14 protein-coding genes are annotated in these 14875 nt (G+C 73.6%); 7 read left to right on the forward strand and 7 right to left on the reverse strand.

Annotated elements, in window-relative coordinates; all coding sequences use genetic code 11:
• Positions 1-26: 26 nt before the first annotated feature.
• A complete protein-coding gene (locus tag ABIB53_RS06780; protein WP_354587604.1) occupies positions 27-869 on the reverse strand; it encodes a TPM domain-containing protein in 843 nt (280 codons plus the stop codon).
• Positions 870-973: 104 nt separating this feature from the next.
• Positions 974-1861, reverse strand: coding sequence for a LysR family transcriptional regulator (locus ABIB53_RS06785; protein ID WP_354587605.1), 888 nt, complete (start codon positions 1859-1861; stop codon positions 974-976).
• A gap of 73 nt (positions 1862-1934) precedes the next feature.
• On the opposite strand from ABIB53_RS06785, the gene ABIB53_RS06790 reads away from it, so the two are divergent.
• Complete coding sequence (locus ABIB53_RS06790) at positions 1935-2834, forward strand: EamA family transporter (RefSeq protein WP_354587606.1); 900 nt, start codon at positions 1935-1937, stop codon at positions 2832-2834.
• Positions 2835-2941: 107 nt separating this feature from the next.
• On the opposite strand, the gene serA is transcribed toward ABIB53_RS06790, so the two are convergent.
• On the reverse strand, positions 2942-4141 hold the full coding sequence (serA, locus tag ABIB53_RS06795; protein WP_229300642.1) for a phosphoglycerate dehydrogenase: 1200 nt from the start codon (positions 4139-4141) through the stop codon (positions 2942-2944).
• An 86-nt stretch (positions 4142-4227) separates the two neighbouring features.
• Between serA and ABIB53_RS06800 the strand changes: the two genes are divergently transcribed.
• Positions 4228-4923, forward strand: coding sequence for an aspartate/glutamate racemase family protein (locus ABIB53_RS06800; protein ID WP_123091201.1), 696 nt, complete (start codon positions 4228-4230; stop codon positions 4921-4923).
• 71 nt (positions 4924-4994) lie between these two features.
• Here ABIB53_RS06800 and ABIB53_RS06805 read toward each other — a convergent pair whose 3' ends face one another.
• Both ABIB53_RS06805 and ABIB53_RS06810 read right to left on the reverse strand, forming a co-directional pair.
• Positions 4995-5240 carry an RNA-binding S4 domain-containing protein gene (locus ABIB53_RS06805; RefSeq protein WP_068273282.1) on the reverse strand — a complete coding sequence of 82 codons (246 nt, stop codon included), beginning with the start codon at positions 5238-5240 and terminating at the stop codon, positions 4995-4997.
• A 46-nt stretch (positions 5241-5286) separates the two neighbouring features.
• Positions 5287-5574 carry a WhiB family transcriptional regulator gene (locus ABIB53_RS06810; protein ID WP_068273287.1) on the reverse strand — a complete coding sequence of 96 codons (288 nt, stop codon included), beginning with the start codon at positions 5572-5574 and terminating at the stop codon, positions 5287-5289.
• A gap of 301 nt (positions 5575-5875) precedes the next feature.
• Here ABIB53_RS06810 and guaB point away from each other — a divergent pair, with 301 nt between their 5' ends.
• Positions 5876-7432: an IMP dehydrogenase gene (gene guaB / locus ABIB53_RS06815; RefSeq protein ID WP_354587607.1), complete on the forward strand. Its 1557-nt coding sequence runs from the start codon at positions 5876-5878 to the stop codon at positions 7430-7432.
• A 21-nt stretch (positions 7433-7453) separates the two neighbouring features.
• Here the strand turns inward: guaB and ABIB53_RS06820 are convergent, their stop codons facing one another.
• Positions 7454-8494, reverse strand: coding sequence for a P1 family peptidase (locus ABIB53_RS06820; RefSeq protein WP_354587608.1), 1041 nt, complete (start codon positions 8492-8494; stop codon positions 7454-7456).
• Positions 8495-8531: 37 nt separating this feature from the next.
• Here ABIB53_RS06820 and ABIB53_RS06825 point away from each other — a divergent pair, with 37 nt between their 5' ends.
• On the forward strand, positions 8532-9557 hold the full coding sequence (locus ABIB53_RS06825) for a dipeptidase (RefSeq protein ID WP_354587609.1): 1026 nt from the start codon (positions 8532-8534) through the stop codon (positions 9555-9557).
• Between the two features lie 178 nt (positions 9558-9735).
• Here the strand turns inward: ABIB53_RS06825 and ABIB53_RS06830 are convergent, their stop codons facing one another.
• The gene (locus tag ABIB53_RS06830; protein WP_354587610.1) at positions 9736-10017 is read right to left on the reverse strand and encodes an antitoxin; all 282 of its coding nucleotides are present in this window, start codon (positions 10015-10017) and stop codon (positions 9736-9738) included.
• A gap of 104 nt (positions 10018-10121) precedes the next feature.
• Here ABIB53_RS06830 and ABIB53_RS06835 point away from each other — a divergent pair, with 104 nt between their 5' ends.
• From ABIB53_RS06835 to ABIB53_RS06845, 3 genes are all read left to right on the forward strand, one after another.
• Positions 10122-11243, forward strand: coding sequence for a GuaB3 family IMP dehydrogenase-related protein (locus ABIB53_RS06835; protein WP_068273296.1), 1122 nt, complete (start codon positions 10122-10124; stop codon positions 11241-11243).
• A 185-nt stretch (positions 11244-11428) separates the two neighbouring features.
• Positions 11429-13021 (forward strand): succinic semialdehyde dehydrogenase, encoded by a 1593-nt coding sequence (locus ABIB53_RS06840; protein ID WP_354587611.1) that lies wholly within the window; start codon positions 11429-11431, stop codon positions 13019-13021.
• Positions 13018-14874 carry a GMC family oxidoreductase N-terminal domain-containing protein gene (locus tag ABIB53_RS06845; protein WP_354587612.1) on the forward strand — a complete coding sequence of 619 codons (1857 nt, stop codon included), beginning with the start codon at positions 13018-13020 and terminating at the stop codon, positions 14872-14874. The genes ABIB53_RS06840 and ABIB53_RS06845 overlap by 4 nt, the downstream gene beginning before the upstream one ends.
• The last annotated feature ends 1 nt before the right edge of the window (position 14875 follow it).

Below are 14875 nucleotides of genomic sequence, written 5' to 3' on the forward strand. Positions count from 1 at the left end.
GGGAGGGTTCGGGCCCTCCCGCCTCGTCAGAAGGACCCCGAGGACCCGCCGTCGCCCCCTCCGCCGCCCCCGCCGAAGCCGCTCCCGCTGTCGAAGCCGCCACCCATGTGCCCGCCGTGATGGTGATGGTGGTGCGACATGCCGAGCGCGACGCCGGCCGCGCTCGAGCGGTGCCGCGAGGACCCGCGACCGCCTGTCACCACGGCCACGAGCCCGAGGACGACGACGAGGCCCCCGACGAAGGCGAAGGGGACGCCGAAGAGGTCCTGCCCCGTCGCGACCCCGTCGTCGCCGACGTCCCACGGCCCGCCGAGCATCTCGTCGTGCTCGACCCAGTCGCTCTCGGTGTCGGCGCCGGTGCGCTGGGCGGGGCTGCCGGCCTCGGCCGCGGCGAGCTCGACGGCCCGGGCCACCGCGGTCTCCCAGCGCCCGTCACGCAGAGCAGGTCGGACCTGCCCGATGATGCGCGCGGCCTCGCGGTCGGTGAGCCGGGCCCGCTCGCGGCTGCCGACCTGGACCCGGATGCGGCGGTCCTGGGTCGCGACGACGACGAGCACCCCGCGTCCGACGCCGGCCCGCCAGCTCGTCCCCACCCGACGGGCATACGCCTCGACGCCCTCGTCACCGGTCGTGCGCACGACGAGTGCCCGGACGACGACCTGCGGCTCGGAGCGGGCGGTCTCGCGCAGCGAGCGTGCGAGCCGGCTGCGCTGACCCGAGGTCAGCACGTCGTCCGGGTCGGCGAAGCGGGTGGCCGAGGAGGGCGCCGGCGGCACCGGCACGCGCTCGGCCGCAGCGGCGGGCGCCAGGACGAGCAGGGGCAGCAGCGCGGCGAGCAGCACCTGCAGCGCACGGACGGACCTGCTCATGACGACCCCCTGCCGACATCGCGGGCCCTGCACCCGCGTGTGCGGAACCTACCGGCTCCGGCACCTCCCCGCTCGTCGCCGCGCAGCGGGCAGGAGAGCCCGGCTCAGCAGGTCAGGGCGTCGAGGAGCACGCGGACGGCGGGGGACTCGCGCATCGACACCCGCGAGAGCGCGAGCACCTCGCGGGTCGGCACGGGGTCGACGACGGGCACCGCGACGAGGTCCGCCGTGAGCTCGGAGCGGCCCATGCGCGGCACGAGGGCGACCCCGAGACCGGCGCGCACGAGCGCCAGCTGGGCGTCGAACTCGGCCGACTCGTGCACGACCCGCGGGCGAGCCCGGTGCAGCGCATGCATGTGGACGAGCCACTCGCGGCAGATCGTCCCCTCGGGCGTCGCCACCCAGCCCTCGTCGACGAGGTCGGCGGCGCGGACCTCATGGGCCGTGGCGAGGGGATGACCCGCCGGGACGACGAGGTCGGCCCGGTCCACGCGGAGCGGGCGGACGTCGACGTGCTCGGGGATCGACAGCGGCACCGTCCCCCACGAGTGGGTGATGCCGAGGTCGACCCGACCGGCGGCGACGAGCTCGACGGTCTGCCACGGCTCGCTCTCGCTGAGGCGCAGGCGCAGGTCGGGCCAGGTGCGCAGGACGTCGCGGACGACCGGGGCCACGAGCCCGCGCAGCGCCGTCGAGAAGGCCGCGACGCTCAGCTCGCCGACGACGCGGTCGGCGGCGGCCTGCAGCCCGGCCTCGACCTGCTCGACGGCGCGAAGGACCTCACCGCCCGAGTCGCAGAGCCGTCGGCCGTGCTCGGTGAGGATGACGCCGCGCCCCACGCGCTCGAGGAGCGGCAGGCCGACGGCCCGCTCGAGCCGCTTGACCTGCTGCGACACCGCGCTCGTCGTGTAGCCGGTCGCCTCCGCCGCGGCGACGACGGTGCCGTGGTCCCGGACGGCGCGCAGCGCGCGGACGGCGTCGAGATCGATCATGCAGCGACGGTACACGGTCAGCACACAGATCATTTGCTGGTGCTACGAGGTCGTCGCGCGCAGACTGGCACCCATGACCCCTCGTGACACCGGGCTCGCCGCCCTCATGGCCCTCATCTGGGGGAGCAACTTCGTCGTCATCGAGTGGGGTCTGCAGGACGTCCCGCCGCTGCTCTTCGCCGCGATGCGCTTCGTCCTCGTGCTGCTGCCGGCGATCTTCCTCGTCCCGCGCCCGGCGGTGTCGTGGCGGGTGCTCGCCACGGTCGGGCTCACCGTGAGCCTGGGCCAGTTCTCGATGCTCTACCTCGCGCTGCACCTCGGGATGCCGAGCGGGATGGCCGCGCTCGTCCTGCAGGTTCAGGTGCCCCTCACCCTCGTCATCGCGGCCGTCGTCCTCCACGAGCGGGTCGCCCCGGCGGTGGCGATCGGTGTGGGCGTGGCCGTCGTCGGACTCGCCGTCGTCGCCCTCGGCCGGGGAGCGGCCGGCCTGCTCCCCTTCGCCGTCACCCTGCTCGCCGGCCTGTCCTGGGCGGTCGGCAACGTCGTCGTGCGGGCGAAGGGGGTGCCCGGTGGCCTCGGTCTGACGGTCTGGTCCTCGCTCGTCGTGCCGCTGCCGCTGCTCGCGCTGTCCCTGCTCGTCGACGGCCCGGCGACCGTCGTCGACGCCCTCTCCGGGCTCGGCTGGCGCCCGCTGCTGTCGACGGCATGGACGGCGGTCGTCTCGACGCTCGTCGGCTACGGGATCTTCTACTCGCTGCTCCACCGCAACCCCAGCGCGACCGTCGTCTCGTGGGTGCTCGCGGTGCCGCCGCTGGCGATCCTGCTCGCCTGGGTGCTGCAGGGCGACCAGCCCTCGGCGACCGACCTCGTCGGTGCCGGCATCGCGATGACCGGCCTGGCCGCGGCCCAGCTGCTCCAGGCCCGCGCGCGCCGCGCCCCGGTGCTGCCCGAGCCCGTCTCTGCCGCTCGCTGAGCGGCTCCGCGCGTCGGACTGCGGGTGGGTCCCGACCCGACGAGATCTGGCGGGTCTCACCCCTTCGCCCTGTCGAGGCGCCGTCCGACGCGCCGGACGGGCAGGCCTCAGGAGGTGATGACGCGGACCTCGATGGTCTCGTCGAGCTCGCGCAGCCGCTGCTCGACGTCTCCGGGCAGGGAGCCGGCGAGGTCGGTGACGGCGTAGCCGTACTCGCCCCGCGTCGAGAGCTGCTGGCTGTCGATGTTTGCCCCGCCCTCGGAGAGCAGCGTGTTGACCCGGGCGAGGACGCCGGGGACGTTGCGGTGCAGGTGGAGGATGCGGGTGTCTCCGGGCGACTGCGTGAGCGCGACGGAGGGCACGTTGACCGACATCGTCGTCGCACCGGTGTGGGCGTAGTCGCGCAGCTTGCCGCTGACATAGCGCCCGATGTCGTACTGCGCCTCCTCGGTGGACCCGCCGACGTGCGGGGTGAGGATGACGTTCGGCAGACCCTGGAGGATCGAGACGAAGGGGTCGCCCGCTTTCTTCGGCTCCTCGGGGAAGACGTCGACCGCCGCGCCTGCGATGTGACCGCTCACGAGATGCTCGCGCAGGGCCTCGAGGTCGACGACGAAGCCGCGGCACAGGTTGAGGAAGAGGCTGCGCGGTCGCATCTGGGCGAACTGCTCGGCGCCGAAGACCCCGGCGTTGCCGTCGCGTCCGTCGACGTGGAGCGAGACCGTCTCGCAGGTCTCGAGCAGCTCCTCGAGGCTGTCGCAGCGACGCGCGTTTCCGAGCGGCAGCTTGTCGTCGACGTCGTAGTAGCTGACGTGCATGCCGAAGGCCTCGGCGATGACGGAGAGCTGGCTGCCGATGTTGCCGTAGCCGACGATCCCCAGGCTGCGCCCGCGGACCTCGTGCGCCCCCTTCGCCGACTTGTCCCAGACGCCCGCGTGGAGCGCGGAGTTCTTGTCGGTGAGGTGACGGGCCATCGCGATGATCTCCGCCATGGCGAGCTCGACGACGCTGCGCGTGTTGGAGAAGGGCGCGTTGAAGACGACGGTGCCGTGCGCGGCGGCCGCGTCGAGGTCGACCTGGTTGGTGCCGATGCAGAAGGCGCCGATGGCCCGCAGCTCCGGCCGGGCCTGGAGCACCTCCCGGGTGACCTGCGTCTTGCTGCGGATGCCGAGCATCTCCACGCCCTCCAGCGCGGAGATCAGCTCGGCCTCGTCGAGGGCGCCGGAGCGCGTCTCGACCTCGAAGCCGGCGTCGGTGAGCGCGGCGGTGGCGCACTCGTGGATGTTCTCGAGGAGCAGGACCTTCACGTCGCACGAGCCTAGATCGCCTGGCGAGGACGGTGCGCAGGGTGTACGCCACTCGGACGCGCGCACCCGTGGTTAGGGTGAGCGCTATGAGGCTCCTGGGTGTCATCGGCGGCATGGGTTGGTCCGCGACGGCTGAGTACTACCGGCTGCTCAACGAAGGGGTGGAGGCGCGCCTGGGTGGTCTGCACAGCGCGCGGGTGCTCCTGCACAGCGTCGACTTCGCGCCGGTGACGGACTTCGAGCACGCCGGCGACTGGGACGGCATGGCCGAGGTCCTCGTCGACGCGGCCCGCTCGCTCGAGCGCGGGGGAGCGGAGGGCCTGCTCATCGCGGCGAACACGATGCACGCCGTCGCCGACCGGGTCTCGGCCGCGGTCGACATCCCGCTGCTCCACATCGCCGAGTCCGCCGCCCGGCGGGTCGAGGAGCAGCGCCAGAGCCGCGTGGGCCTGCTCGCCACGGCGACGACGATGGGCGCCGACTTCTACACGGGGCCGCTGTCGGCCCGCGGGCTCGAGGTGATCCTCCCCGAGGAGAGCGAGCGCCCCGAGGTCGACGCGCTCATCTACGACGAGCTCGTGCACGGCGTCATCAAGGACGCCTCGCGCAAGCGGGTGCGTCAGGTCATGGAGGGCATGGTCGACCGCGGCGCCGAGGCCGTCGTCCTCGCCGGCACCGAGCTCGGGCTGCTCATCGAGCCCGACGACTGCCCGGTGCCCCTGCACGACACGACGGAGATCCACGTCGCGGACGCGCTCGACTGGATGCTCGCCGGCTCCTGAGCGACCCGCACCGCGTCGAGATGATCCCATGAGCCAGGGCTCGCCCCATCACCTCGACCGGGTCGGTGGCGTCACCAGGGGACGTCGATCTCCGGCTCGCCCTGGACGACGGTGACCTCCTGGCCGTCGAGCGCGACGACCTGGCCGGGGCGGATCTGGGCGCCGCGTCGCGTGTCGACCTCGCCGTCGACGCTCACCCGGCCCTCGCTGATGACTTCGCGGGCGGTGGCGCCGTCGTCGACGAGCCCGGCGAGCTTGAGCAGCTGGCCGAGCCGGATGACGTCGTCGCGGATGTAGACGGACTCGTGCGTGCTCACGCGGACCAGCGTAGGCGGGTCGGCGCGTGCCGCGGTCGCCGCCGGGTCAGCCGGCGAGGGCGGCGCGGGCGAGCTGGTGCTCGCGCTCGTCCTCGGTCATGCCGCCCCACACGCCGAAGGTCTCGCGGGTGGCGAGGGCATGCGCGCGGCAGGCCGCGATGACCGGGCAGGTCGCGCAGATCTCCTTGGCCGCCGTCTCGCGCAGCCGGCGGGCAGCCCCTCGCTCGCCCTCCGGGTGGTAGAAGACGTCGGTGTCGATGCTGCGGCACCGGCCCTCGTACTGCCACTCCCACAGGTCCGCCACCGGTCCTGGCAGGTGTCCTAGGTCGGCCATCGCGGTACCCCGTTCTGCTCTGCTGATCTAGGGCGGCCCTGGTCATGTCGACCCCTGGGCGGGCTGCCCTCGTGGCACGGAACGCTACGGAGAGGGCGCCCAGGTCCAACACCCCTCGACGTCAGGATTCGCCCAAGAAATCGGGGGTCTTCGTCAAGAGATGGTCATGCCGGGTTGCGGGTCGGCGCGATCGCGCTAGGGGCGACCGCCTCGCGGACGTCACGGGACCGCCCCGCGGACGTGGTCGAGCCCGGTCGTGGGGGTGTCCGGACCACCTGCCGATGCGGCCTAGACTTGTCCAATGGCTCTCGGCTCCTCCTCCGACCCTCGCCACGACGACTTCGCCGCCCAGGCGGCGGCGCAGGCGGACCCCTTCGCCAAGGTGGGGCTCACCTACGACGACGTGCTCCTCCTGCCCGGCTTCAGCGACCTGGCGCCCGACGAGCTCGACACGACGACGCGGCTGACCCGTGAGCTCTCGCTCAACGCGCCGCTGCTCTCCGCCGCGATGGACACCGTCACCGAGTCGCGGATGGCGATCGCGATGGCGCGGCAGGGCGGCATCGGCGTGCTGCACCGCAACCTCTCCATCGAGGACCAGGCCTACCAGGTCGACCTCGTCAAGCGGACCCAGACCGGGATGATCTCCAACCCCGTCGTCATCGGGCCCGACGCGACGCTCGAGGAGCTCGACCAGCGCTGCGGCGAGTACCGCGTCTCCGGGCTGCCGGTCGTCGACGAGGGCGAGCACCTCATCGGCATCATCACCAACCGCGACCTGCGCTTCACCCCCGTCGCCGAGTGGGCCACGACGCTCGTGCGCGACGTCATGACGAAGATGCCGCTCATCACCGCCCCCGTCGGCATCTCGCAGGAGGACGCGACGACCCTGCTGCGCCAGCACAAGCGCGAGCGCCTGCCGATCGTCGACGACGAGGGTCGTCTCGCCGGTCTCATCACCGTCAAGGACTTCGTCAAGAGCGAGCAGTTCCCCCTCGCGAGCAAGGACGCCGACGGCCGTCTGCTCGTCGGTGCCGCCATCGGCTACTTCGGCGACGCGTGGGAGCGCGCGACGACGCTCATCGAGGCCGGGGCCGACGTGCTCGTCGCCGACACCGCCCACGGCCACGTGCGGATGCTGCTCGAGATGGTCGGCCGCCTGAAGTCCGACCCGGCGACCCGTCACGTGCAGGTCATCGGCGGCAACGTCGCGACCCGTGAGGGCGCCCAGGCCTTCGTCGACGCGGGCGTCGACGCGGTCAAGGTCGGCGTCGGGCCGGGCTCGATCTGCACCACCCGCATCGTCACCGGCGTCGGCGCCCCGCAGATCACCGCGGTCTACGACGCCTCGCTCGCGTGCAAGCCCGCCGGCGTGCCGGTCATCGCCGACGGCGGCATGCAGCACAGCGGCGAGATCGCCAAGGCGATCGTCGCCGGCGCCGACTCGGTCATGGTGGGCTCGATGCTCGCCGGCTGCGAGGAGAGCCCCGGCGAGCTGATCTTCGTCAACGGCAAGCAGTACAAGTCCTACCGGGGCATGGGCAGCCTCGGCGCGATGAGCAGCCGCGGCAAGAAGTCCTTCTCCAAGGACCGGTACTTCCAGGCCGAGGTCGACAGCGACGACAAGCTCGTCCCCGAGGGTGTCGAGGGGCGTGTCGCCTACCGCGGCGCCGTCTCGGCGGTCACCCACCAGATGCTCGGCGGGCTGCGCCAGTCGATGTTCTACGTCGGCGCCCGCACGGTCTCCGAGCTGCAGGCGAAGGGGAAGTTCGTCCGGATCACCTCCGCCTCGCTCAAGGAGAGCCACCCGCACAACCTCCAGGGCATCGTCGAGGCGCCGAACTACTCCGCCCGCTGAGCCGGGCGCGCTGAGCGCGGCTCAGCCGACGAGGGCGTCCCGGTAGGAGCGCAGGACCGCGCCGCCGTCGGCGCTGCGGTCGACCGAGGTCGCCGCGAGCATCGCGGACACGATCGCCCGGGTCACGCAACGGGCCGCCTCGGTCTGCAGGACGACGAGGTCGAGCGGCGAGGGGGTGGGCCCCTCGCCGGTGGCGAGGGCGAAGACCGTGTCGCCGTCGAAGGCGGTGTGCACCGGTGAGATCGCCCGGGCCATGCCGTCGTGGGCGACCCGGGCGAGCATCGAGGCCGCGGGCTTGGTGAGCCTCGCGTCCGTCGCGACGACCGCGATCGTCGTCGCGGTGCCGGCCCGCAGAGCGGTCTGCTCCTGCTCGAGCGCCGCCCAGTAGGCGTCGACCCGCGCCGGGTCGGGCTCGGGGAGCTCGGCCGCCTCCTGCGGCCCGAGCAGGCGCGCGCCGAGGAGCCGGCCGTCGGGGGCGACGGGGGAGCCGACGGCGTTGACGACGACGAGAGCGGCCACGGTCGAGCCGTCGGCGAGGACGGCGCTCGCCGTGCCCACCCCGCCCTTGAGACCCCCGGCGCGGGCCCCGGTGCCGGCGCCGACGACCCCTTCGTCGACAGGGCCGGTGGTCGCCGCGTCGTACGCGGCCCGGCCCTCGGCGGCCCCCGGGTGATGACCCCACACGCCCCCGCGGCCGAGGTCGAAGACGATGGCGCCGGGCACGATCGGCACGACCTCGCCGGGGCCCGGGCCGGCCGGCCACCCCCGCCCGTCGGCGAGCAGGCCGGCGCTCACGCCGTCGCAGGCGGCCAGCCCGAGGGCGCTGCCCCCGCCGAGGACGACCGCGTCGACGAGGTCGACCGTGTGGCGGGGGTCGAGCAGGTCGGTCTCACGGGTGCCCGGACCGCCGCCGCGCACGTCGACCCCGCCGACGGTGCCGATCGGGGGCACGACGACGGTCGTGCCGGTGAGCCAGCCCGGCTCGTCACGGGTCGCGTGGCCGACGCGCACGCCGGGCACGTCGGTGATGGCGTCGAGCGGTCCGGCGGGGGCGAGGTCCATGCGCCCAGCATGCTCGACGGCTGGTTGACTGCCGGGCATGGAGAGCCCCGACATCACCGGCATCCGCGTCCTCGACGGTCACAACGACCTCCCGTGGCACCACCGCGAGATCGCCGGGTACGACCTCGACCGCTGCGACATCGCGCTCGACCAGCCCGAGCTGCACACGGACCTGCCGCGCATGCGCGCGGGCGGGCTCGCGGCCCAGCTGTGGTCGGTCTGGGTGCCCTGCGAGCTGCCGGGCGAGGCCGCGGTGACCGCGACCCACGAGCAGGTCGACTTCGTCGAGGCCATGTGCGCGCGCTACGAGGAGATGGAGCTCGCCCGCACGGCCGCCGACGTCGAGCGGGTGTGGGAGCAGGGGCGTCACGCGGCGCTGCTTGGCATGGAGGGCGGGCACAGCATCGACGGGTCGCTCGAGCACCTCGCGGCCTTCGCCGCCCGCGGCGTGCGCTACATGACCCTCACGCACAACGACAACACCGCGTGGGCGGACTCCGCGACCGACGAGCGCGTCCACGGCGGCCTCACCGACTTCGGGCGCGAGGTCGTGCGCACGATGAACGCCCTCGGCGTCGCCGTCGACCTCAGCCACGTGAGCGCCGAGACCATGCACCACGCGCTCGACGAGACGAGCCGGCCGGTCCTCTTCAGCCACAGCAACGCGCGCGCGCTGTGCTCCCACCCTCGCAACGTGCCCGACGACGTCCTCGAGCGGATGCCCGACAACGGCGGGGTCGTCATGGCGAACTTCGTGCCGTACTTCCTGCGCGAGGACTGGGCGCAGTGGCGGCTCGGGGGCTTTCAGGGCGAGGCGCCGGCGCCGGCGACCGCGGCGGACGTCGTCGCGCACCTCGAGCACCTGCGCGAGGTCGTCGGCATCGAGCACGTCGGTCTCGGCGGCGACTTCGACGGCGTCGACGTGCTGCCCGCCGATCTCGACGACGTCGCGCGCTACCCCCACCTGCTCGGTGCGCTCGCCGAGCGCGGGTGGTCACGGGCCGACCTCGAGGCGCTCGCCCACGGCAACGCCCTGCGCGTCCTGCGCGACACCGAGGTCTGACGCGGGGCGCGGTCGTGCGCGCAGGCCTGACGCAGCTACTCGGCAGTAACGGGACTCCTGGTGCGGTTGCCCCGGCATGGGGAGGGCCAGGCACTCACGGGTCCTGTTGCTGACGGGTCACCACGCACGACGAAGGGGCGACGCACCGTGGTGCGTCGCCCCTTCGTCGGACGTGGCGTCAGCTCACCGGGGGCGGCGGCGTCTGCGAGGAGGGCGGGGGCGTCGTGCCCGGGGCGGGAGGTGCGGTGGTGGTGCCACCGCGGTGCCCGCCGCCGACCGCGCCCTTCGCCTTGCCGGTCGCCGAGGTGATCTGGCGCGAGTACTTGCCCTTGGTGCCCCTGTCGACGGCGGCGCCCGCCTTGTCGATGTAGGCGCCGGCCTTGTCGGGGTTGTTCTTCGCCCACTGACGGGCGGCCTCTGCCGCCGTGGCGAGCACTGTGATCCTGCCGAGCCTGGCCATGGTCTTCTCCTTCGGGTCGAGGACGCTTCGTCCATGTGTAACGCAGCGGTGCGCCCGATTGCTCCCCGCGCACCCGCCCATCGGGCTACCCGTACGCTGACCGGGTGAACGAGATCGAGATCGGGCGAGGCAAGCGCGGCCGTCGGGCCTACTCCTTCGACGACATCGCGGTGACCCCCACGCGGCGCACGCGCGACCCGGAGGAGGTCTCGCTGGACTGGCAGATCGACGCCTACCACTTCGAGATGCCGGTCATCGCAGCGCCGATGGACTCGGTGATGTCGCCGGCCACCGCGATCGCCCTCGGCAAGCACGGCGGGCTGCCCGTCCTCGACCTCGAAGGGGTGTGGACCCGCTACGAGGACCCGGAGCCGGTCCTCGCCGAGATCGCCACCCTCGACCCCGCCGTCGCGACGGCGCGGATGCAGGAGATCTACTCCGCCGAGATCGTCCCCGAGCTCATCACCGAGCGGCTGCGCGAGATCCGCGAGGCCGGCGTGACCGTCGCCGGCGCGCTCAGCCCGCAGCGCACCCAGCAGCACTGGCGGACCGTCGTCGAGGCCGGGGTCGACCTCTTCGTCATCCGCGGCACGACCGTCTCGGCCGAGCACGTGAGCAGCCGGGCCGAGCCGCTCAACCTCAAGCGCTTCATCTACGAGCTCGACGTCCCCGTCATCGTCGGCGGCGCGGGCAGCTACACGGCGGCCCTGCACCTCATGCGCACCGGTGCGGCCGGCGTGCTCGTCGGCTTCGGCGGGGGAGCGGCCCACACGACCCGGCAGACCCTCGGCATCCACGCGCCGATGGCCAGCGCGGTCGCCGACGTCGCTGCTGCCCGCCGCGACTACCTCGACGAGTCCGGCGGCCGGTACGTGCACGTCATCGCCGACGGCGGCCTGGGCACGAGCGGCGACATCGTCAAGGCGATCGCCGTGGGCGCCGACGCCGTCATGCTCGGCGCCGCGCTGGCGCGCGCGACCGACGCCCCCGGCCGCGGCTACCACTGGGGCGCCGAGGCCCACCACGGCGAGCTGCCCCGCGGCTCGCGGGTCGAGGTCGGCTCCGTCGCGAACCTCGAAGAGGTCCTCTTCGGGCCGAGCCGCCACTCCGACGGCACGACGAACCTCATGGGCGCCCTGCGCCGCGCGATGGCGACGACCGGGTACACCGACGTCAAGGAGCTGCAGCGGATCGGCGTCGTCGTCGCCCCGCACCAGCCGAGCTGACCCCCTTCGCCCCGGCCCATGCCGGCTGGCGTACAAAACCCTGCTGGCTGCCCTTCGGCGTGGCAGGACCCTCTCGACAGGGTCCTGGCACATCAAGAGGCAGCCAGCAGGGTTTTGTCGTCCTCGGGCCGGTGCGGGTGAGCAGAGCACAGGCGCAAGCGCGGCGACGGCATTACCGTGGAGTAATGACGTCCGAGATCATCGCCGATCCCGAGCTCGACCCCACCGCGGCCTACGCCGTCGACCCGGCACGAGCCCGCTGCCTCTCCGCACGCGTCGTCGCGGCGCCGCGCGCGCAGACCTTCACGCGGACCTCGCCGATGACCGGTGCGCCGCTGGCGGCCCTGCCGATCTCGACCCCCGAGGACGTCGCCCGGGCCTTCGCGTCCGCGCGCGCGGCCCAGCCGCGGTGGGCGGCGACGACGCACGACGACCGCCGGCGGGTCATGCGCCGCTTCCACGACCTCGTCCTCGAGCGTCAGGTCGAGCTGCTCGACCTCGTCCAGCTCGAGGCGGGCAAGGCGCGCCTCCACGCCTTCGAGGAGGTCCTCGACTGCGCGATCGCCGCCCGTCACTACGCCGCGCGGGCGGAGAGCTACCTCGCGCCGACCCGCCACCTCGGCGCCCTGCCGCTGCTCAGCCAGGCGCGCACCCTGCACCACCCGAAGGGCGTCGTCGGCATCGTCTCGCCGTGGAACTACCCGCTGAGCCTGGCCGTCACCGACGCGATCCCCGCGCTCATGGCGGGCAACGCCGTCGTCCTGCGCCCTGACGAGCAGGGCTCGCTCACCGCGCTCGCCGGCGTCGAGCTGCTCCGCGAGGCCGGGCTGCCCGACGGCGTCCTCCAGGTCGTCCTCGGGCCGGGCGGGTCGACCGGGCAGGCCGTCGTCGACGCCGGCGACTACGTCTGCTTCACCGGGTCGACGGCGACCGGTCGCTCCGTCGCGCGCTCGGCCGCCGAGCGCCTCGTGTCCTACAGCCTCGAGCTGGGCGGCAAGAACTCCGTCTACGTCGCCGACGACGCCGATCTCGACCGGGCCGTCGAGGGAGCGGTGCGGGCGTGCTTCTCCTCCGCCGGCCAGCTGTGCATCTCGGCCGAGCGCGTCCTCGTCCACGACGGCATCTACGACCGTTTCGTGCCCGCCTTCGTGGAGGCGGTCCGCGCGCTGCGCCTCGGCACCTCGCTCGAGTACGGCTACGACATGGGCAGCCTCGTCTCGCAGGCCCAGCTCGACACCGTCACCGAGCACGTGCGCGACGCCGTGGCGAAGGGGGCTCGCGTCCTCGCCGGCGGGTCCGCCCGGCCCGACGTCGGCCCCTTCGTCTTCGAGCCGACCGTCCTCGACGGGGTGACCTCGGCGATGACCTGCCGCGACGAGGAGACCTTCGGGCCGCTCGTCTCGCTCTACCGCGTGGCCGACGACGACGCGGCGGTCGCGCTCGCCAACGACACCGACTACGGCCTCAACGCCTCGGTGTGGACGCGTGACGTGCGGCGCGGGCGCGCGGTCGCCGCGCGGATCCGCACCGGCACGGTCAACGTCAACGAGGCCTACGCCGCCGCCTGGGCGTCGATGGGCGCCCCGATGGGCGGCATGAAGGACTCCGGGGTCGGCCGCCGGCACGGCGCCGAGGGGATCCTCAAGTACACCGAGAGCCAGAACGTCACGGCCCAGCACGTCCTGCCGATCGCGCCGTCGATGGGGCTGGACCAGCGCCGGTACGCGAAGGTCATGACGCTCGGGCTGCGCGCGCTGAAGTCGGTGGGGCTGTCGTGAGCGCCCTCGAGAGCGCGGCCGGCCCCGCCGTCGAGCCCGATGTCGACGTCCTCGTCGTCGGGTCCGGCTTCGGCGGGTCCGTCGCCGCGCTGCGGCTCGCCGAGAAGGGCTACTCCGTCCTCGTCCTCGAGGCCGGACGCCGCTTCGCCGACGAGGACTTCGCCCGCACGAGCTGGGACCTGAAGAACTTCCTCTGGGCGCCCCGCCTCGGGTGCTACGGGGTGCAGCGCATCCACCTGCTCAAGGACGTGATGATCCTCGCCGGGGCAGGCGTCGGGGGCGGCTCGCTCAACTACGCCAACACCCTCTACGTGCCGCCGCGGGCCTTCTTCGAGGACCGGCAGTGGGGGCACATCACCGACTGGGAGGCCGAGCTCGCGCCGCACTACGCGACCGGCCAGAGCATGCTCGGCGTCGTCACCAACCCGTGCGACGGCCCGGTCGAGCAGGCGATGCGTGACGCCGCGCACGACCTCGGGGTCGGCGACACCTTCCGCAAGACCCCCGTCGGCGTCCTCTTCGGCGAGGGCAACCGCCCCGAGGAGCAGGGCCGCACGATCCCCGACCCATACTTCGGCGGGGCCGGGCCGCAGCGCACGACGTGCACCGAGTGCGGCAACTGCATGGTCGGCTGCCGGGTGGGCGCGAAGAACACCCTCGTGAAGAACTACCTCGCCCTCGCCGAGGGTCTCGGGGCGCGGGTGACCCCCCTTCGCACGGTGACCCGGCTCGGTCTCGTGCCCGGGAGCGAAGGGGGGACCCCCACCTACCGCGTGCGCCACGAGGCGACCGACGACCGGGGCGACCGCTCGGCGCGGGTCACCACCGCCCGCCACGTCGTCCTCGCGGCGGGCACGTGGGGGACCCAGCACCTGCTGCACGAGATGCGCGCCGAGGGCGAGCTGAGCGCGACGAGCGACCGGGTCGGCGAGCTGACCCGCACGAACTCCGAGGCCCTCGTCGGGGCGCTCGCGGCGACCCCGCCGACGGGCGAGCACGACCTCACCCGCGGCGTCGCGATCACGAGCTCCTTCCACCCCGACGCGGACACGCACGTCGAGAACTGCCGCTACGGGCGGGGCTCGGACGCGATGGGTCTGCTGACCACCCTCCTCGCCCCGCCGCGCACCGGGCGCACGCCCCGGTGGCTGCGGCTGCTCGCCGAGCTGCCCCGCAACCTGCCCGCGCTGCGGGCCTGGGCGCCGCCCGGCACCCACTTCGCCGACTCGACGGTCATCGGTCTCGTCATGCAGTCGCTCGACAACTCGCTGACGACCTCGCTGACGACGAAGGGGGGCCGTCGCCGGCTCACCTCGACGCAGGGTCACGGAGAGCCCAACCCGACGTACATCGAGGCCGGGCATCGCGGCATCCGGGCGCTGGCTCACCGCCTCTCCGAGCGCATCGGCATCCCCTTCTACCCGGGGGGCACGTGGAGCGAGGCCTTCGACATCCCGCTCACCGCGCACTTCCTCGGCGGGGCACCGATCGGCGACACGGCGCAGTCGGGCGGCCTCGACCCTTACCACCGGCTGTGGGGCTACCCCGGGATCAGCGTCGTCGACGGCTCCGCGGTGAGCGCCAACCTCGGGGTCAACCCCTCGCTGACGATCACGGCGCAGGCCGAGCGGGCCTTCGCGCTGTGGCCCAACCGCGGCGAGGACGACCCGCGACCGGCCCAGGGCGAGGGCTACCGCCGGCTCGACCCGGTGCCCGCGCGCACCCCGGCCGTCACCGCCTTCACCCACGTCGAGTCGCGCCAGGTCGACCTCGGCATGCCCCGGGTCGCGCCCCCGCCGGAGGAGGTCGACGTCGTCGGCCCCGCCGACGACTGGCGCACCGCGAGCGTCTGAG

Origin of the sequence: Janibacter sp. UYMM211, from assembly GCF_040547045.1 — a bacterium.
GTDB lineage: Bacteria > Actinomycetota > Actinomycetes > Actinomycetales > Dermatophilaceae > Marihabitans > Marihabitans melonis.

Excerpts from the sequence above, each read along its gene's own strand:
- ABIB53_RS06820 (WP_354587608.1), bottom strand. The coding sequence starts at position 8,494 with ATGGACCTCGCCCCCGCCGGACCGCTCGACGCCATCACCGACGTGCCC.
- ABIB53_RS06800 (WP_123091201.1), top strand. The coding sequence starts at position 4,228 with ATGAGGCTCCTGGGTGTCATCGGCGGCATGGGTTGGTCCGCGACGGCT.
- ABIB53_RS06825 (WP_354587609.1), top strand. The coding sequence starts at position 8,532 with ATGGAGAGCCCCGACATCACCGGCATCCGCGTCCTCGACGGTCACAAC.
- ABIB53_RS06780 (WP_354587604.1), bottom strand. The coding sequence starts at position 869 with ATGAGCAGGTCCGTCCGTGCGCTGCAGGTGCTGCTCGCCGCGCTGCTG.
- ABIB53_RS06840 (WP_354587611.1), top strand. The coding sequence starts at position 11,429 with ATGACGTCCGAGATCATCGCCGATCCCGAGCTCGACCCCACCGCGGCC.
- ABIB53_RS06785 (WP_354587605.1), bottom strand. The coding sequence starts at position 1,861 with ATGATCGATCTCGACGCCGTCCGCGCGCTGCGCGCCGTCCGGGACCAC.
- guaB (WP_354587607.1), top strand. The coding sequence starts at position 5,876 with ATGGCTCTCGGCTCCTCCTCCGACCCTCGCCACGACGACTTCGCCGCC.
- ABIB53_RS06790 (WP_354587606.1), top strand. The coding sequence starts at position 1,935 with ATGACCCCTCGTGACACCGGGCTCGCCGCCCTCATGGCCCTCATCTGG.
- ABIB53_RS06810 (WP_068273287.1), bottom strand. The coding sequence starts at position 5,574 with ATGGCCGACCTAGGACACCTGCCAGGACCGGTGGCGGACCTGTGGGAG.
- ABIB53_RS06830 (WP_354587610.1), bottom strand. The coding sequence starts at position 10,017 with ATGGCCAGGCTCGGCAGGATCACAGTGCTCGCCACGGCGGCAGAGGCC.